Source organism: Acinetobacter sp. TYF_19, assembly GCF_043105125.1.
Lineage (GTDB): Bacteria > Pseudomonadota > Gammaproteobacteria > Pseudomonadales > Moraxellaceae > Acinetobacter > Acinetobacter johnsonii.
In genome coordinates this window covers 1-17817 of record NZ_JBICLH010000075.1, presented here as the reverse complement: position 1 = coordinate 17817, position 17817 = coordinate 1, and the positions used below count along the sequence as shown (strand labels likewise).

At 41.5% G+C, this 17817-nt stretch carries 17 protein-coding genes; 14 read left to right on the top strand and 3 right to left on the bottom strand.

The features are described from left to right. Positions 1-37 precede the first annotated feature (37 nt). Positions 38-487, bottom strand: coding sequence for a GNAT family N-acetyltransferase (locus tag ACF8FD_RS10910; RefSeq protein WP_004696669.1), 450 nt, complete (start codon positions 485-487; stop codon positions 38-40). A gap of 139 nt (positions 488-626) precedes the next feature. Here ACF8FD_RS10910 and ACF8FD_RS10905 point away from each other — a divergent pair, with 139 nt between their 5' ends. From ACF8FD_RS10905 to ACF8FD_RS10870, 8 genes are all read left to right on the top strand, one after another. Further along, positions 627-1631: an adenosine kinase gene (locus ACF8FD_RS10905; RefSeq protein WP_078425062.1), complete on the top strand. Its 1005-nt coding sequence runs from the start codon at positions 627-629 to the stop codon at positions 1629-1631. Between the two features lie 14 nt (positions 1632-1645). Further along, complete coding sequence (locus ACF8FD_RS10900) at positions 1646-1957, top strand: Rieske (2Fe-2S) protein (RefSeq protein ID WP_010326961.1); 312 nt, start codon at positions 1646-1648, stop codon at positions 1955-1957. Positions 1958-1975: 18 nt separating this feature from the next. Then, positions 1976-2593, top strand: coding sequence for an OB-fold-containig protein (locus tag ACF8FD_RS10895; protein ID WP_010326962.1), 618 nt, complete (start codon positions 1976-1978; stop codon positions 2591-2593). 687 nt (positions 2594-3280) lie between these two features. Continuing rightward, the gene (cydP, locus tag ACF8FD_RS10890; protein ID WP_004696660.1) at positions 3281-3472 is read left to right on the top strand and encodes a cytochrome oxidase putative small subunit CydP; all 192 of its coding nucleotides are present in this window, start codon (positions 3281-3283) and stop codon (positions 3470-3472) included. Continuing rightward, positions 3472-5052, top strand: a complete 1581-nt coding sequence (locus ACF8FD_RS10885) for a cytochrome ubiquinol oxidase subunit I (RefSeq protein WP_205667950.1) — start codon at positions 3472-3474, stop codon at positions 5050-5052. The genes cydP and ACF8FD_RS10885 overlap by 1 nt, the downstream gene beginning before the upstream one ends. Then, positions 5049-6194 carry a cytochrome d ubiquinol oxidase subunit II gene (gene cydB / locus ACF8FD_RS10880; protein ID WP_004696656.1) on the top strand — a complete coding sequence of 382 codons (1146 nt, stop codon included), beginning with the start codon at positions 5049-5051 and terminating at the stop codon, positions 6192-6194. The genes ACF8FD_RS10885 and cydB overlap by 4 nt, the downstream gene beginning before the upstream one ends. Positions 6195-6218: 24 nt before the next feature. Continuing rightward, positions 6219-6320: a cytochrome bd-I oxidase subunit CydX gene (gene cydX, locus ACF8FD_RS10875; protein WP_002120988.1), complete on the top strand. Its 102-nt coding sequence runs from the start codon at positions 6219-6221 to the stop codon at positions 6318-6320. A 3-nt stretch (positions 6321-6323) separates the two neighbouring features. Beyond that, entirely contained in the window at positions 6324-6626 is a 303-nt protein-coding gene (locus ACF8FD_RS10870) for a cyd operon YbgE family protein (protein ID WP_004696655.1), read from the top strand. Between the two features lie 54 nt (positions 6627-6680). Here the strand turns inward: ACF8FD_RS10870 and ACF8FD_RS10865 are convergent, their stop codons facing one another. Together ACF8FD_RS10865 and ACF8FD_RS10860 are read right to left on the bottom strand one after the other, a co-directional pair. After that, positions 6681-7295: a MarC family protein gene (locus ACF8FD_RS10865; protein WP_004981851.1), complete on the bottom strand. Its 615-nt coding sequence runs from the start codon at positions 7293-7295 to the stop codon at positions 6681-6683. Positions 7296-7307: 12 nt separating this feature from the next. Next, a complete protein-coding gene (locus tag ACF8FD_RS10860) occupies positions 7308-9368 on the bottom strand; it encodes a choline transporter (protein ID WP_234304844.1) in 2061 nt (686 codons plus the stop codon). 547 nt (positions 9369-9915) lie between these two features. On the opposite strand from ACF8FD_RS10860, the gene betI reads away from it, so the two are divergent. The 6 genes from betI to ACF8FD_RS10830 all read left to right on the top strand — a co-directional run bounded on the left by betI (position 9916) and on the right by ACF8FD_RS10830 (position 17814). Beyond that, on the top strand, positions 9916-10542 hold the full coding sequence (gene betI, locus ACF8FD_RS10855; protein ID WP_178927704.1) for a transcriptional regulator BetI: 627 nt from the start codon (positions 9916-9918) through the stop codon (positions 10540-10542). After that, positions 10535-12007 (top strand): betaine-aldehyde dehydrogenase, encoded by a 1473-nt coding sequence (gene betB / locus ACF8FD_RS10850; RefSeq protein ID WP_234304843.1) that lies wholly within the window; start codon positions 10535-10537, stop codon positions 12005-12007. Before betI ends, betB begins: the two co-directional genes overlap by 8 nt. A gap of 120 nt (positions 12008-12127) precedes the next feature. Next, positions 12128-13792 carry a choline dehydrogenase gene (gene betA / locus ACF8FD_RS10845; RefSeq protein WP_392453383.1) on the top strand — a complete coding sequence of 555 codons (1665 nt, stop codon included), beginning with the start codon at positions 12128-12130 and terminating at the stop codon, positions 13790-13792. A gap of 498 nt (positions 13793-14290) precedes the next feature. After that, complete coding sequence (gene mqo, locus ACF8FD_RS10840; RefSeq protein ID WP_178927707.1) at positions 14291-15925, top strand: malate dehydrogenase (quinone); 1635 nt, start codon at positions 14291-14293, stop codon at positions 15923-15925. 72 nt (positions 15926-15997) lie between these two features. After that, positions 15998-17272 carry an MFS transporter gene (locus tag ACF8FD_RS10835; protein WP_392453382.1) on the top strand — a complete coding sequence of 425 codons (1275 nt, stop codon included), beginning with the start codon at positions 15998-16000 and terminating at the stop codon, positions 17270-17272. Positions 17273-17328: 56 nt separating this feature from the next. Continuing rightward, positions 17329-17814, top strand: coding sequence for a hypothetical protein (locus ACF8FD_RS10830; protein WP_234304840.1), 486 nt, complete (start codon positions 17329-17331; stop codon positions 17812-17814). Positions 17815-17817 lie beyond the last annotated feature (3 nt).

Here is a 17817-nt window from a genome sequence, read left to right as displayed (position 1 = left end):
TTCAGTCTTTTTGAGGGAAGCGTTCTCAAAAGTAAAACTAGATGAGATATTTAAAATAATTATAGTTCGGGTGATTTTCCACAAAAACATAGTTTTGCTTCTGATAGAAACTGGCTGCGGACAAATCCGCGGTATTTAAACACAGCGCAGAAAAGTTCGGACGTGCACATTTTTCTAAATGTGCCAACAACTGACGACCCACACCGCTCTTACGGTATTTAGGATGTACATAAAAACGGCGTACGCGCCCAATCCGCGCCTCGATTTCATTTTCACCCCATTGTTGATTTAAACCGCCACAGGCAATTAATTGGTCTTGATCATAGGCCAATAACAACACTTCACCCTTTTGATCAAAACGATTTTTTCCGCTTTGATATTCTTCGATCAAGCGCGTCAACGGTTCATATCCTTCTTTTGCTGCGAGTTGTGCCAAAGCTTGTATTTGAGGAGGTAATTGTTCTGCCGCTTGAATTAAAATTTCCATCTAAACTTCCTTGAATATGAGCAAAGCCATTTCACTACATTTGCCACGTAAATAAAATGAATTTTCCTCAACAAACTACAGCAATCTTGAGCATTGGTGTAAAATGTCGCTTTATTTTCAATACGTGACGAAAAAAGACATGGCAACTGTTGATCTTTTTGCAATTGGTAATGCACTAATCGACCAAGAATTTAAAGTCTCTGACGACTTCCTTATTCAACAACATTTGCAAAAAGGCACTATGCAGTTAACTGATGGTGAAACACAAGCAGATCTTTACAAAAAATTAAAAGAAACACAAAGCTATAAAGGTCAGGCTTCAGGTGGTTCAGCAGCCAACACCACCGTTGCTTTTAGTGCCTTGGGTGGTTCAGCATTTTATGCATGCCGCGTGGGTAATGATGAACTAGGGCAAACTTACCTCAATGGTTTACACGAAGCAGGCATTAAAAACACTGAAAAATCAATCAGTGAAGGCGTAACAGGCACGTGTATGGTTTTAGTCAGTGAAGACTCTGAACGCACTATGCATACCTATTTGGGGATCACGGCCGAGTTAACTGAACAACAGATTGACTTTGAACCCTTAAAAACAGCGAAATGGCTCTATATCGAAGGTTATCTTTCAACCAGCGATAGCGCACGTGTAGCTGTCAAGCAGGCTCGTGAAATTGCCAAAGCTCATGGTGTTAAAATTGCATTAACCCTATCTGACCCTGCGATGGTGCAATACGCGCGTCATGGTCTAGATGAAATGATTGCGGATGGTGTGGACTTATTGTTCTGTAATCAGCAAGAAGCCATGATGTACACCGAAACTGAAACAGTTGAGGCGGCTTTAGCAAAACTCAAAACACTGAGCCAGCATGTGGTGATTACGCTTTCGGCGGAAGGTGCACTTATTTCAAATGCACAGGAAACATTTAATGTCGTGGGTCGTAAAGTACACGCTATCGATGCCAATGGTGCAGGTGATGCCTTTGCTGGTGCCTTCCTTTATGCAGTGAATGCGGGCTTAGGCTTACATACAGCTGCGCAACTTGCAATTTTGATTTCAAGTGAAGTGGTGTCACAGTTTGGCCCTCGTTTGGCTGTGGCAAATTACGCTGAATTGTTCCAACAACTGCAAAAGGAATGTGCATGATGCAAAAAATTTGCATGACGGAAGACATCCCAGAACGCGAAGCGCGCTCTTTTGAAACACCTAAAGGGGATACGATTTTTATCACCCAACGTGACGGTGCCTTCTTTGCTTACCAAAACATTTGCCCGCATTTGCAAGTTGAACTTGAATTTTTGGAAAACCAGTTCTTAGACCGCGACCAAGAATTTATTGAATGTTCGACCCATGGTGCGTTGTTTATGGTGGAAACAGGTGAATGCATTTCTGGCCCCTGCCAAGGCGAAGCACTTGAAAAAGTAGCGATTACCGTGCATTCTGACGGTGGGATTTATCTCACAGAAGAATAATGAAATTGGACGTTCACCATGTATGAGTTGCTACATCACCCTGATTTGATGCTCTTTCATTTCAGCTTATTGACTTTAGTCATACTCAGCATGGTGGAAACCTTAGGCTACTTTTTTAAATCTCGCCCAAGTCATTTCCTTAAAAGGCTCTCGCCACAAAAACTGACTGAATCTCCGCTGCTGGACGTTAAGTTTTCTAAAGTACTGATTGTAGTTTTTCTCTTACTTAATTTTAGTGTTGCAGGTTATTTCCTTCAGTTCTGCATCTACGCCAAAGAACAGGCCTTTACTTCGGCTTACTACCTGATTTTGCCTGCGCTGATTATTGCAATTTTCTTTACCGTTTTTATGATCCACTGTTTGGATCAAGTTATTAAACCCAGACCAGATAAAAAACAAACCAACTTACTGGGTCGTCTGGCGACTATCTCCAGCGGGAATGCACGTCCTGGTTTTTCGGCTCAAGCTCGCGTTCGCGATGAATATGGTCAACTCCACTATGTGCAAGTTGAACCTGAGTTTGGTGAACTTGAATTTCAGTCACAAATTATTCTCATTCGTCTAAAAAAGTCGCATTATATAGCAAAGAAAATTTCAAAATCTAATCAACTTTTTAGTGGTGAAAGTACGCGCTAAACAAACACCAAATCCAATCCTATTTCAACGCTGCACGTCTATATAAGCATGTCTATCCTTTGCCATACCTACTTACTGCGTCAGTCTCCAACAAACGCCTCACAACGCGCTGTTTAAATCAAAGCCTTGCATCATCTTCTTGCTCAATCTTTTCAAAGCAATCTTTCATTTACAATCCAGCTTTCTGGATTCTAAGAAAATTTACCCAGAATAAGCTCAGGATGAGAATTTTACTCCCCGCCTCTGCCTTCAAGCTTAGATGACACAATAAAAGACTTTTTAAATATTAATTCGATTTTTAATTCCTAATTTCCTTGTGGTATATGCAACAGATCAAATCATCCATGATTCATATCCGTTAAAATCCATCATTTAAAAGCCCTATCACTTTTATATTCTTAAGATGAATTATCAATAAAATAACGATGAACGTTAAATATAAGCGTTTTAGTCGGATTTAAAATAAATATATACAAGTATTTTAGTCAGGTATTTAAATATAAACATAAGTAATTTGGTCAACTTTAAAATACAAAAATATTAGTTTATTTTTCATCACACCATTATTTTAAGTATATGTATTTAAACAACTTAATAATATATTTTTTATTTAAGTTTAAAGACTATTTATCTTTTGTATGTTTTTGTTTAATAATATAAAGCAAGTTAAAAAATAGGCTTTGTGAAATGAGCTTAGTCCCCAAAAATCTCAATCAAAAAGTCACCAGAGAGATTGTGGCCATTTTAATCATTAAGGTGATTATTTTAATGGTCATTAAGAACATCTGGTTTGACGCCCCAACGATTCCTAAAAATTTTGACAATCAAGTTGCTGAGCGTATTGCAGGCAATCCATCCCCAATCAAGGAGACACGTTGATGATATCTGAAAGCGTGGTCGATCTTTCGCGGTTCCAGTTCGCTATGACCGCGATGTATCACTTTATTTTTGTTCCACTTACACTGGGACTTGCCTTTATTCTTGCCATTATGGAAACCACCTATGTGATTTCAGGTAAAGAAATTTATAAAGACATGACCAAGTTTTGGGGGAAACTCTTCGGTATTAACTTCGCTTTAGGGGTCACTACTGGCTTAACCATGGAGTTCCAGTTCGGCACGAACTGGGCATATTACTCACACTATGTGGGGGATATTTTCGGTGCTCCATTAGCCATTGAAGGATTAATGGCATTCTTCTTGGAATCGACATTCATCGGTCTTTTCTTCTTTGGATGGGATCGCTTATCCAAAGTGCAGCACTTATGTGTGACATGGCTGGTTGCACTCGGTTCTAATATGTCTGCCTTATGGATTTTGGTTGCAAATGGTTGGATGCAAAACCCTGTCGGTTCTGCATTTAACTATGAAACCATGCGCATGGAACTGGTAGATTTTGGTGCTCTCATTTTTAACCCAGTTGCACAGGTAAAATTTGTACATACTGTATCTGCGGGTTATGTGACAGGCGCTATTTTCGTCCTTGCTATTTCAAGCTACTACTTACTGAAAAAACGCGATATTCCGTTTGCGCGTCGTTCATTTGCCATTGCCGCAATTTTTGGTTTAGCTTCAACACTTTCAGTGATTTTACTGGGAGATGAGTCAGGTTATGAACTGGGTGATGTTCAGAAAACTAAACTCGCGGCCATTGAAGCAGAATGGGATACTCACCCTGCACCTGCACCCTTTACTTTGTTTGGTATTCCAAATAAAGAAACCATGACTACAGATTATGCAGTGAAAATTCCATATGTGATGGGTCTTATTGCAACACGTTCTTTAGACAAAGAAGTGACAGGCATTAAAGATTTGATCGTACAACACGAAGATCGTATTCGTAACGGTATGGTGGCTTACTCACAACTGGAAAAACTACGCGCGGGTGATACTTCTCCAGAGCTAAAAGCTGCCTTTGCTGAAACTCAAAAAGACTTGGGCTATGGCTTACTTTTGAAGAAATACACACCAAATGTAGTTGATGCATCTGAAGATCAAATTAAATCTGCTGCAAAAGACACGATTCCGCACGTACCAAGTTTATTCTGGGCATTCCGTGCCATGGTTGTATCTGGTTTCCTTATGCTGTTGTTATTTGCTCTAGCAACCTTTGCTGTGGCAAAACGCAATGCAGAAAACAAACCATGGTTACTGAAGTTCGCCCTATTCGCTCTACCTCTGCCATGGATTGCTGCACAAACAGGTTGGTATGTTGCTGAAGTAGGTCGTCAACCGTGGACGATTGGTGAAGTTCTACCTACACACTTGTCAGCATCAAGCTTAAGCACAGGTGATGTATGGGGTTCTATCGCTGCCTTAGCTGCGTTCTATACCGTTCTTTTGATTATTGAAATGTATTTAATGATCAAATTCTCACGTCTTGGTCCAAGTTCGCTTCACACTGGTAAATACCATTTTGAAAAACTTGAAGCAGCTCGTAATGAGGAGACTCAAGCATGATCGAATATGAATTACTCAAAATCATTTGGTGGGTTTTAGTCGGCGTCTTGCTGATTGGCTTTGCCCTCACCGATGGCTTCGATATGGGCTCTATGGCGATCATGCCATTTGTGGGCAAAACAGATGAAGAACGCCGTGCGGCCATCAATACCATTGCTCCGCACTGGGACGGTAACCAAGTTTGGTTCATTACTGCTGGCGGTGCATTGTTTGCCGCATGGCCAATGGTTTATGCAACAGCATTCTCAGGCATGTATTGGGCGCTACTGTTGGTACTGTTTGCCCTATTCTTACGACCTGTAGGTTTTGACTACCGCTCTAAACTGCAAAATACCAAATGGCGTACGTCATGGGACTGGGGTTTAGCAGTCGGTGGTGCTGTGCCTGCACTGGTCTTCGGTGTGGCTTTTGGGAACATGTTCTTAGGCGTGCCATTTAGTTTAGATGATACCGTCCGCTCAACTTATACAGGGAGCTTCTTCGCCCTGCTTAACCCATTTGCTTTAGTCTGCGGTCTAGTTAGTTTATCAATGCTGTGTGCACACGGCGGTGCATGGCTCATGCTTCGTACCGATGGTGACTTACGTAGACGCTCAGCACAAGCAACGAAACTTATGGGCATTGTTTATCTCATCTGTTTCTTAGGTGCTGGTGCTTGGTTGTACTTTGGTGGAATCGAAGGTTATACCTTAGTCACTCCATTTGACACCAACGGTGTTGCTAACCCATTGGCAAAAGAAGTGTTGACCAATGCCAACCATGGCTGGATGAACAACTACTCGACTTACCCAATTACTATGATTGCGCCTATCGCAGGTATCTTAGGTGGTTTAATTGTGGTGCTTGCAGCAAGCAAAAACAAAGCAGGCTTTAGCTTCTTGGGTTCAAGTCTAGCAGTCGTGGGGGCAATTTTAACTGCTGGTTTTGCGCTGTTCCCATTCTTAATGCCGTCAAGTATTCAACCTGTTGCAAGCTTGACCATGTGGGATGCAGTTTCAAGTAAAACGACGTTAACTGTAATGACCGTTGCGGCATGTATCTTTGTCCCACTCATTTTGTGCTATACCACTTGGTGTTACTACAAAATGTGGGGTGTTATTACCAACACACACATTAAAGAGAATTCACACAGCCTTTACTAAGGCTGTGTCTAAGGAGATGAAATTATGTGGTATTTTGCATGGATTCTCGGCATTTTGATGGCTTGCTTTGCAGGTGTACTCAGTGCTTTGTATATCGAACATCATCAAGACCTTGATGAGGAATAAACCATGACAGACGTTGCTATGGAAAACCAAACTGTAGATAAAAAGCCGAACAAATTTGCGATGCTAATTTCCTGCCTATTGGCCTTTCCACTTGCAGCGGTGTTGTTAGTGCATCCTGCTGCTATGTTGGATGACAATGGTCACTATAGCCACAGTGCGCTGATGTATATCATGATTGGTATCTCAGGCGGCTTTATCCACGGCGTTGGCTTCGTGCCACGCCACTGGATTTGGAAATGGCTGTTTAGCCCGTTTCTATCGTGGCCACTGATGATCTGGGGTTATTACACTTGGTTCTTCAGTTAAATAAAAAAGCCCTCATTGAATGAGGGCTTTTTTATGGTCCGCTATTCGTGAATTCTACATTTCAGCCATGACACCAATAATGCCATTAATAATCATATCTACCGCAATAGTCCCAATCAGTAAGGCAGACAGTCGCCCGACAATATCAACATAACGGTCAATATATTTGGCATGCTTATAGCGTAAATGATCATGTGCAAATTTCATTAAAATCATCAAGCCACAGGTCAACGCCAAAGTCAGGAAAATAATCATAGCTGCGCCGCTGATTGGCAATGCCATACCTGTCACCACAGCGGCACTGATGGTTCCTGGACCAATCATAAAAGGCATCGCAATGGTTCCTGCCAAATGCTCAGGCGCACCACGCATTTCACCAATGGTATCTGCCCCCTGAAACACGTAACGATAACCAATCACCAAGAAGATCAGGCCACCAAATATTTGGAAGGCTTCAAAGCGTACATTTAAATATTTACTAAAAATCGCTTCTCCACCCCATGCAAACAGCATAAATACTATAAAGGCAATGAGACAGCCCTGAATCAAGGCCTTATTAAACACTTTAGCTTCGGAGTTCCGAATCATGCCAATCATGTAAATACTCATTAAAAACGGATTCAGCAATGAGAAAAACAAAGCAAAAGCATGTAAATATGAGGTCAACATGGTTCCTCCTAATTATCCTTGAGGGTCTGGAAATAAGGGACGATTCCCTGGACTGATTCGATTGATATGTAAGAAGGTCATGTGACGCTCATAACGATCCAGCACATCATTAATCACTTGCTCTTTGGTATAACCAACAAGGTCGTTGCCTTGAGAACCTTCATACAAATAAGTTTCAAGACGGTAGTAGAAGCGTTTACCTAGTTTGCCACGCTCACTAAAGGTCGGCGCGATATAACGTACTGGCCAAATTTGATAGACAAAGTTTTGTTCTTCTTCCAAATGTATCATCAAATCTAAATGATACAGATTAGGATCTTCTTCTAGCGCACTTTCTTGAACACTGATGTCGATACCTCGTTTTTGCATTTCCTCTGCAACCGCCATCACAGCCGGTCGGCAGATGTCATCGAGCATACGCCGAGTATCAGTTGTTCCTGGATGATGCATGACTCGGGACAAACGTTTTTTCCAGTTGAGGATGTCGACATTGCCCACCACGGGTGCGGCATTTAAACTGCTACTGGCTTGTCGGTAGTCTTCTAACCGCAGTGATTTATACAATCCTGCCATCACCAAGAACATCACAAAACTAAACGGCAACCCCATAATGATTGTGGCGTTTTGTAGTGCCGTTACTCCGTTAGCCATCAACATTGCAAGGGTTAATAAACCAATGGCTATAGCCCAAAACACGCTCAACCATCGCGGTGCATCATGGTCGACATTGGTAAATTGAGTGGTGAAATTTCCCAATACCAGCGCACCAGAGTCCGCCGAGGTCACATAAAATAGTAAACCAGTAATTGTGGCTACACCTGCAATAAATGGAAACCATGGATACTGAGCCAGCAAGTCATAAAAACCATGTGCAGGGTTGGCAATGACACTTTGTGCAAGGGCTAAGTTACCATCAAAAATCACACTATGTAGTGCACTATTTCCAAATATTGATAACCACGTGAGTGTGAAAAATAAAGGAATAATGAGAGTTCCGCTAACAAACTCACGGATGGTTCGGCCACGCGAGATACGTGCTAAAAACAAACCTACAAATGGTGACCAAGCCACCCACCATGCCCAAAAGAACAATGTCCAACTGTTCATCCATTCTTTGGGTTGTTGAAAGGCAAAACTTTCCAAAGTCATACTTGGAAAACGGTTAATGTAGTCTCCAATATTTTGCACAAAAGCATTCAATAGAAATTCGGTATTGCCTAAAAACAAAATAAATAGCATCAAACCAACAGAGACATAAATATTGATCTCGGAGAGAACACGCAGTCCCTTATTCACCCCTGAAGTCACTGAAATAATGGTCATTGCCACCGCAACCACAATTAATGCGGTTTGCATCCAGAGGTTTTCAGGTAAATCGAACAACACATGTAAGCCATAGTTCAGCTGTACTACTCCAATCCCGCAGGTCGTCGCAATACCAAAAATAGTCCCGATGACCGCAGCAGTATCAACACTATGACCGATCGGCCCATGAATCTTATTGCCAAAGATCGGATATAAAGCAGAGCGAATAGTCAGTGGTAAGTTATAGCGATAACTAAAATAGCCCAATGCCATGCCAATCAAGGCATACATACACCATCCCGTTAGACCATAGTGAAACAGGGTCCACACCATGCCTTGACGTGCCGCTTCTAGGGTCTGCCCTTCACCCACAGGTGGATGCATATAGTGAGATAAAGGTTCCGCCACCGAGAAAAACATCAAATCGATGCCGATCCCAGCTGAGAACAGCATTGCAGACCAACTTAAAAGGCTAAATTCTGGCTTGGAATGTTTGGGACCTAATTTGATATTGCCATAGCGAGAACAGGCAATGAAAATCACAAAGACCATATACAAGGTCGCTGCGAGTAAGTAATACCAACTAAAAGTTGAACTCACCCACGCCAAGACTGTATTTAAGGTTCGGTTAGCAAAGTCATTAAACAAAATGGTGGTAACAGAAAAAATTAAAATAATGAGAGCTGAAATATAAAAGACCACACCATTTAAACGGTCTTTAGGCGCTAATGTTTGATCATCAACTGCTCTTGGATTATCTGTTGCCATACAATCCTCAAGAAAGTAAATAAAAAAAAGACAAAAGCCAATTTTTAAACTTCTCGTGGTCGAGAGCTTAAAAATCGACTAACGAAAACGACAGTATTTTTATCAGAAATAAAAACGCTATCTTCTTTAAACCCGAAGGTCTAAATCATTTATGCGGTGCATTTGCTACACAGGCTTAAAATGTGAGCCACCCTTGTTCATCGATATTTTGATAGAAATCTTACACATGTCTCCCTTCAACATGACTATAAAAGTTTTCTCAACTCGAAAAAAGTATAAAACCGTAAGCCCATAGCTCATCAGCTCACTTTTCTGAGTGATGTTCTGAGATTAAACCCTTATGACACATCCTTTTGATAAATAAAAAGTTATGTCGGATACTCAAAGCAATTTAGCAGTATTTTGCTTTGAATTTAACCATAAGTGTACTTTTTATTGATTGAACGTTCAATCAATAAAAAGTATCATAAAAAAATGCTATGATGCTTTCCATGTAAGTTATTGAATCTAACGCCTTTAAATTTAAGGCAAATTGTTCTGGATTGTCATGAATAAACGTAGAGTAAAACCTGAGCATGAGCGCCGTGAAGAAATCATTAATGCTGCCTATGCAGTCATTTATGAAGTGGGCTTATCCAACACCACCATTGCTCAAATTGCGAAAAAAGCACAGCTTTCTACGGGCATTGTGAGTCATTATTTTGGTGATAAACAAGGCCTCATTCACAGTTGCATGCGCCAAATGCTGAATGTCTTAGCCGAGACCACGGCAAGCTATAAGGAAAAGGTGGCGCACCCCAGTCCAGAACATTTGCTCAAAGCCATTATTGATGCAAACTTTGACATCAGTCAGGTTAACAACACGGCTATGCGGGTTTGGCTGGATTTTTGGTCTGCCAGTATGCACCTACCCGACTTAGGTCGACTGCAACGAATCAATGACCAACGGCTTTATTCAAATTTGAAGTTTCATTTCTTGCAGCTCATGCCAAAGGCCCAAGCAAGCCAAGCCGCTAAAGGGCTAGCAGCACTGATTGATGGCTTATGGTTACGTGGAAGTTTAAGTGGTCATCAAGCATTTGATCGTGATTTGGCACGTTCTATTGCATACGACTATGTCGATATGCAACTTCGCTTAATTCAACAGATACGGCAGGAACAACAAAATGAATGATTTACAGCTTCACTCGCTTTATATTCACGGACAATATTTCAATGCCACCAGTGGTCAAACCTTTGACAGTATTAATCCTGCCACAGGTCAAGTCATTGCCACCATTCAACAAGCATCCAAAGCTGATGTCGATTCAGCCGTGCAAAGTGCTGTACAAGGGCAGCGTAAATGGGCTGCCAAAACAGCGGTCGAACGTGCCCGTATTTTACGTCGTGCAGTCGATATTTTACGCACTCGTAATGACGAGTTAGCTCGCCTTGAAACACTCGATACAGGGAAAGCCTTCAGTGAAACCTCTACCGTCGATATTGTCACTGGTGCAGACGTTTTAGAGTACTACGCAGGACTTGCAACGGCCATTCAAGGTGAACAAGTGCCGCTACGTGAAAGTAGTTTTTTCTACACGCGCCGTGAACCTTTAGGTGTGGTGGCAGGCATTGGTGCTTGGAATTATCCCATCCAAATAGCACTTTGGAAATCAGCTCCGGCCCTCGCTGCTGGGAATGCCATGATTTTTAAACCCAGCGAAGTGACCCCTCTTACCGCCTTAAAGTTGGCAGAGATCTATACTGAAGCAGGCGTACCTGCTGGGGTTTTCAACGTGGTACAAGGTTTTGGTGCTGAAGTGGGTCAATGGTTGACTGAACACCCAGATATTCAAAAAATTTCATTCACAGGTGGTGTGGCAACGGGTAAAAAGGTCATGGCCAGTGCTGCGGCTTCTAGTCTCAAAGAAGTTACCATGGAGCTCGGTGGCAAATCACCTCTGATTATTTGTGCCGATGCCAACCTTGATCGCGCAGCCGATATCGCAGTAATGGCGAACTTCTTTAGCTCAGGTCAAGTATGTACCAATGGCACCCGTGTGTTTGTACCGCAAACCCTCAAGACTGCATTTGAACAAGCAGTGATTAAGCGTGTAAAACGTATCCGTATCGGTGACCCGATGCAGGTTGAAACCAACTTTGGACCTTTAGTCAGCTTTCCGCATATGGAAAAAGTCTTGTCTTATATTGAGTCAGGCAAACAACAAGGTGCGACCTTATTGATTGGTGGACAACGTGCCACCGAAGCAGCACTTGCTCAAGGTGCATATGTATTACCGACCGTTTTCACCGACTGCCATGACGACATGCACATTCTGCAAGATGAAATCTTTGGTCCGGTTATGAGCATTTTAAGTTATGACAATATTGAAGAAGCCATTCAACGTGCCAACAACACCAGTTATGGTTTAGCCGCAGGTGTGGTCACACAAGATATTTCCCAAGCACATCGCATTATTCATCTGCTTGAGGCAGGTATTTGCTGGATCAATACTTGGGGCGAATCCCCTGCTGAAATGCCTGTAGGGGGTTATAAACAGTCGGGCGTTGGACGTGAAAATGGTATCACCACACTTGAACACTATACCCGCATCAAATCAGTTCAAGTTGAATTGGGTGAATACCAAAGTATTTTTTAAAGTCTGAATTTTAACCATCTAAATCCTTACTTCCTTTTTATTTATTCTTTTTTTCATCCTCAACTCAACATGTGGCCACGTTCTCATGCAACGTGGCCCTGCCATAGAAAAAGGATCATTATGCATTCTCAACACTACGATTATATTATTATTGGCGCAGGTTCTGCGGGTAACGTACTGGCTGCTCGTTTAACCGAAGACCCAGATGTTTCCGTGCTCTTACTCGAAGCAGGTGGTCCCGATTATCGTATCGACTTCCGTACTCAGATGCCTGCTGCCTTAGCCTATCCCTTGCAAGGTCGTCGTTATAACTGGGCGTATTTAACCGACCCAGAACCTCATATGAATAACCGCCGCATGGAATGTGGTCGCGGCAAAGGCTTAGGCGGTTCGTCCCTCATTAATGGCATGTGCTATATCCGTGGTAATGCCATGGACTTAGAACAATGGGCTAGCTTGAAAGGCCTTGAAAATTGGAGCTATGCGGACTGCCTGCCTTACTACAAAAAAGCTGAAACCCGTGATATTGGTGGCAATGACTATCATGGCGATGCTGGCCCTGTTTCTGTCGCCACACCTAAAGCAGACAATAATGTTTTATTCAATGCCATGGTTGAAGCTGGTGTGCAAGCAGGCTATCCACGCACTGATGACTTAAATGGTTATCAACAAGAAGGTTTCGGCCCAATGGATCGAACCGTGACCCCCAAAGGTCGACGCTCAAGCACTGCACGTGGCTATTTAGATATGGCCAAAGGTCGAGCGAATTTAACCATTATCACCCATGCCATGACCAATCAAATTTTGTTCAGTGGCAAACAAGCGATTGGTGTTGAATATATTCAAGGTGCTAATCAAAACAACTTGCTTCAGGTCTATGCCGATAAGGAAGTTCTACTCTGTGCTGGAGCGATTGCATCACCGCAAATTTTGCAACGTTCGGGTGTGGGTTCAAGTACTTTACTTCAGTCTCTCGACATTCCAGTCGTGCATGACTTACCGGGTGTCGGTGAAAACCTGCAAGACCATTTAGAAATGTACTTACAATATAAGTGCAAGCAACCTGTTTCTCTCTACCCTGCTTTAAAATGGCAAAATCAACCTGCAATTGGTGCAGAGTGGTTGTTTAACGGAACAGGGATTGGAGCAAGCAACCAGTTTGAAGCAGGTGGCTTTATTCGATCATCTAAAGAGTTTGCTTGGCCAAATATTCAATACCACTTCTTGCCTGTTGCAATTAACTATAATGGCAGTAATGCCGTCAAAGAGCATGGCTTCCAAGCCCATGTCGGTTCGATGCGCTCACCTTCACGCGGTCGAGTACAGCTGACATCTAAAAACCCTTTCGACCATCCAAGTATTTTATTTAACTACATGTCGACCGAACAAGACTGGCAGGAATTTCGTGACGCTATCCGGATTACTCGTGAAATTATGAACCAACCTGCACTTGATCCTTATCGAGGCGAAGAAATCAGCCCTGGAAAAGATGTGAGTACCGATGCTGAATTAGATGAATTTGTGCGGAATCACGCTGAAACTGCTTATCATCCATCCTGTAGTTGTAAAATGGGCGAAGATGATATGGCAGTAGTCGATGGACAAGGTCGTGTGCATGGCATGCAAAATTTACGTGTTGTTGATGCATCGATTATGCCGCTGATTATCACAGGTAACTTAAATGCAACCACCATTATGATGGCTGAGAAAATCGCGGATCAAATACGTGGTCATCAAGCTTTACCACGTTCAACTGCTCCATTTTACCGCGCCGAAATCGCATAACTCTTAATGGTGTAAAACCTGACCTTTTATTCAACTTTAGAATAATTAGGTCAGGCAATTATTCATATTTTCTAAAACACCATAATCACAACTTGCTTTATCTTTAGGACTTACTTTCCATCTCAACTTATACATTTAAACGTTAAAAAGATTATGCTCTTGTATAGATATTCAACGTCTGTATTTTAAATACAGAAATTATACCTAAATAAAACTCAATAAAAACAATAGCTAAAAACAAACATCACTGATATTTATAATTCAACCCAAACCATTTACAATAAAAATTACTAAGTCAATATATATTTAGTCTAAAATATTCATAAATCAGAACTGTGTGATAGGCTCAAAAGTTATATTTTTTGTGTGCTTTTCAGCTTTTAAGTATTACTTCAACTATACCAAGCTGATCATTTATAAGCAGCTCTATCATTCTTCTTATTTTTATTCTATTCGCTATAAAGCGATCCAAAACCTGCTCCCCAAGGTCATAATCGCATGAAAAAATTTTTAAAATACCTTTTGGTATTAATCGTACTGCTTATTATTGCAGTCGTAATTTTCTTATTTAGACCTATCACGTCTAAAAAAATTCAAACCACCAGCAATGAGCCTGTTGTTGACGCAGTCCTAGTTGGTGGTGGCATCATGAGCGCAACCCTAGGCACATACCTTAGTGAACTTGAGCCAAACTGGCAAATTCGCATGTATGAACGCCTAGATAAAGTTGCACAAGAAAGCTCTAATGGCTTCAACAATGCAGGCACAGGTCACTCTGGCTTTATGGAAATGAACTACACCTCTGAAAAAGATGGGAAAATGGACATTACCAAAGCTGTAAAAGTGGCTGAACAATTTGAAGTTGCAAAACAGTTCTGGTCTTATCAAGTCAAAGAAGGTGTTTTGGGGCAACCAAATAGTTTCATCAACCCTGTACCGCACATTGCTTTCGTTTGGGGCGATAACGTGAATTTCCTCGAAAAACGTTACGCTGCAATGGTTAAAAACCCAATGTTTTATGGCATGAAATTCTCTGAGAATCCTGCTGAAATTAAACAATGGGCACCATTGGTAATGAATGGCCGTGATGCTGCACAAAAAGTAGCTGCAACACGCATGGATGTCGGTTCGGATGTGAACTATGGCTCGATCACCACTCAATTGGTCGATCACCTTAAAAAACAATCTAACTTCAAACTACAAACATCGACTGAAGTGACTGGCATTAGCCAAAACGATGATAAAACTTGGACGGTTGCATTTAAAAACCTTACTACAGGTAAAACAGATCACGTGAAAACGCGCTTTGTCTTTATTGGTGCAGGCGGTGCAGCGGTTAAGCTTTTACAAATGACAGGCTTACCAGAAGCGAAGCAATATGCTGGCTTCCCTGTAGGTGGCGTGTTCTTAATGACCGACAACCCGAAAGTCACTGAAGGCCATACTGCAAAAGTTTATGGTCGTGCTGAATTAGGCGCACCTCCAATGTCTGTTCCACATATTGATACGCGTTATATCGACGGTAAAAAATATGTGTTGTTTGGTCCATTTGCGACTTATTCAAACAAATTCTTAAAACAAGGTTCTCAGCTTGATTTATTGAAATCAACCACGAAGAATAACGTTTTACCAATGACTGCTGTGGGTATGGAAAATCTTGATTTGGTCAAATACTTGGTGAGCCAAGTCATGATGACCGATGAAGACCGTTTTAATGAATTGAAAAAATACTACCCTGATGCAAAACCAGAAGACTGGCGCATGAATCAAGGTGGTCAACGTGTTCAAATCATTAAGAAAGAACCAGAAAAACCTGCAAGCTTACAATTTGGTACCGAGATTTTTGCATCTCAAGACGGTGCTGTGACTGCCCTATTAGGTGCTTCACCAGGTGCTTCGACCTCTCCTTATATTATGTTGAGCTTGCTTGAGAAAGCATTCCCACAACAAGTAGAAGGTAAATGGAATCCGAAATTACATGAAATTGTAAAATCGTACCAACAAGAACTCAGCACTAATCCTGTGCTTCTTGACCAAGTTCGCCAATACACCAGCACAACCCTTGGTTTGAAATATACACCTATGGCTAAAGCTGCAAATGACGAAACTATTGCGGTAGCAAAAGCACAGTAATCTGCTTTAAACCCTAAAAAGGATGGACTTTGCGCCATCCTTTTTTAATTCATATTTGAAACTATTCTGTGTATGTCGCTTTTCCATTCCGATGCTTTTTTGGCTTTTCATTCACGTGATTTTTCACTTCTGAGTGTCAATCAGTTGTGCTTAATTCTAACCATCATGATTCAAGAAGTCGTCATTGCTTATAGTATCTATCAACTCACTCAAAATCCACTCAGCCTTGGCATGATTGCCTTAATTGAGTTACTCCCCTTTATTTGCCTCTCCCTGATCAGTGGCGACTGGGCTGACCGCTATAACAGACAAAAAATTGTGCAGTGGAGTTTTAGCTGTAGCACTCTAATTCCCTTATTATTTATTGTTCTTTTTTCTCAGTACCAACAACAGCACATTCAACAAAATACACTTTTATGCGGCATTTATAGCCTCATCTTTTGCTTAGGCATACTTAGAGGTATTTACAGCCCATCTTTTAATTCATTACGCCCTTTTCTAACCCCAGAGTCAGCCTATAGCAATGCAGCCACATGGACTGCTCTCATTTGGCAAATGGGCGGCATTTTAGCACCCTTATGTGCAGGACTGTTACTTGGCCAACTTGGGCTTGAAAAAACCCTCTTGATTGTTTTTTTCTTATGTTGCGTGGGTAGCATCTGCTTATTCGGATTAAGCGCTCGCGACTTCCCAAGCCCGCATAAACAACATTTAAGCAAAAGCTTAAAAGAAGCCTATTGGTTTATCTTTAAACATCCACTGATGTTTTGGAGTATGTTGCTGGATCTCAGCGCCATGCTTTTTTGTAGTGTCATTATCTTACTGCCTATTTTTGCACACGAGATCCTGCATCTAGGCGTTGAAGGCTTAGGTATACTCAGAGCAGCCCCAGCCATTGGCGCCTGTATCATGATGTTGATGTTGACCTTTTATTCTCCAATGCAAAATGCATGGAGAAACATGCTCTATAGTAGTTTTGCAATTGCTTTGTGTACTTTAGCTTTCGCACTATCCTCCCATGTTTGGCTCTCAGTCATCCTCCTTGTTTTGATTGGCGTCTTTGATAGTATCAGCATGGTCATTCGACAAACTTTATTACAGCAACTCCCCCCAAAAGTACTATTAGGACGTGTAGCCGCTTTAAATGGCATCTTAGTGACTTCAGGCAATCAACTCGGTGCCCTACACACCAGCCTAATGACGCGCTATTTTTCGGTAGTGCCAGCAGTACTTATTGGCGGGACGCTGTGTTTAATAATCTGCGGTCTAAGTTCTACTCGTACGCGACATTTATTCAAGCCATCTCCAACACTAAAAAAACATGCCACAGTGGCAAAAAATGAATAGCATGTTAAGCTTCAAATTCTCTTTTAATACGATGTGAGTTTTCAATAGAGCAAATTATGAAACAGATTCTCCCCTTTTCACACATTCTCTATACCAAACTCTATTCTTTCGTACTATCCGTGTTGTTGGCTTATTGCCTATTCAATGCAATCTATGGTGTGATTATTGGTGGAAAAAGCGCTTATCTTTTTAGTAGTCTGATTTTAATATTTCAAACAATTACTGTTTTTAAAGCATCTGTAAATAAAAAGATCTATAACTATATGGGATTGATTGGACTCATTTTAAGTCTGGTTTATCTCAATCATTGGATTTTTCTTTTGCAGCATGAAAGTATTGCGATTCTCCCCTCAGCCATACTCACCTCACTTAGCTTAGGCTATTTTTCACAACAACATTCGCGTTTAAATCTCTTGAAGGCGGCTTTAATTTTTGGGCTTTTAGTACTAGCCTATACGCAACACCATGACTTGAACACTCTGCAAAACTATTATGACAGCCTGCATACAGGCGAAACATGGCAACAATATGGTGCTTTATAAAGA

Excerpts from the sequence above, each read along its gene's own strand:
- ACF8FD_RS10910 (WP_004696669.1), bottom strand. The coding sequence starts at position 487 with ATGGAAATTTTAATTCAAGCGGCAGAACAATTACCTCCTCAAATACAA.
- ACF8FD_RS10905 (WP_078425062.1), top strand. The coding sequence starts at position 627 with ATGGCAACTGTTGATCTTTTTGCAATTGGTAATGCACTAATCGACCAA.
- ACF8FD_RS10900 (WP_010326961.1), top strand. The coding sequence starts at position 1,646 with ATGACGGAAGACATCCCAGAACGCGAAGCGCGCTCTTTTGAAACACCT.
- ACF8FD_RS10895 (WP_010326962.1), top strand. The coding sequence starts at position 1,976 with ATGTATGAGTTGCTACATCACCCTGATTTGATGCTCTTTCATTTCAGC.
- cydP (WP_004696660.1), top strand. The coding sequence starts at position 3,281 with ATGAGCTTAGTCCCCAAAAATCTCAATCAAAAAGTCACCAGAGAGATT.
- ACF8FD_RS10885 (WP_205667950.1), top strand. The coding sequence starts at position 3,472 with ATGATATCTGAAAGCGTGGTCGATCTTTCGCGGTTCCAGTTCGCTATG.
- cydB (WP_004696656.1), top strand. The coding sequence starts at position 5,049 with ATGATCGAATATGAATTACTCAAAATCATTTGGTGGGTTTTAGTCGGC.
- cydX (WP_002120988.1), top strand. The coding sequence starts at position 6,219 with ATGTGGTATTTTGCATGGATTCTCGGCATTTTGATGGCTTGCTTTGCA.
- ACF8FD_RS10870 (WP_004696655.1), top strand. The coding sequence starts at position 6,324 with ATGACAGACGTTGCTATGGAAAACCAAACTGTAGATAAAAAGCCGAAC.
- ACF8FD_RS10865 (WP_004981851.1), bottom strand. The coding sequence starts at position 7,295 with ATGTTGACCTCATATTTACATGCTTTTGCTTTGTTTTTCTCATTGCTG.
- ACF8FD_RS10860 (WP_234304844.1), bottom strand. The coding sequence starts at position 9,368 with ATGGCAACAGATAATCCAAGAGCAGTTGATGATCAAACATTAGCGCCT.
- betI (WP_178927704.1), top strand. The coding sequence starts at position 9,916 with ATGAATAAACGTAGAGTAAAACCTGAGCATGAGCGCCGTGAAGAAATC.
- betB (WP_234304843.1), top strand. The coding sequence starts at position 10,535 with ATGAATGATTTACAGCTTCACTCGCTTTATATTCACGGACAATATTTC.
- betA (WP_392453383.1), top strand. The coding sequence starts at position 12,128 with ATGCATTCTCAACACTACGATTATATTATTATTGGCGCAGGTTCTGCG.
- mqo (WP_178927707.1), top strand. The coding sequence starts at position 14,291 with ATGAAAAAATTTTTAAAATACCTTTTGGTATTAATCGTACTGCTTATT.
- ACF8FD_RS10835 (WP_392453382.1), top strand. The coding sequence starts at position 15,998 with ATGTCGCTTTTCCATTCCGATGCTTTTTTGGCTTTTCATTCACGTGAT.
- ACF8FD_RS10830 (WP_234304840.1), top strand. The coding sequence starts at position 17,329 with ATGAAACAGATTCTCCCCTTTTCACACATTCTCTATACCAAACTCTAT.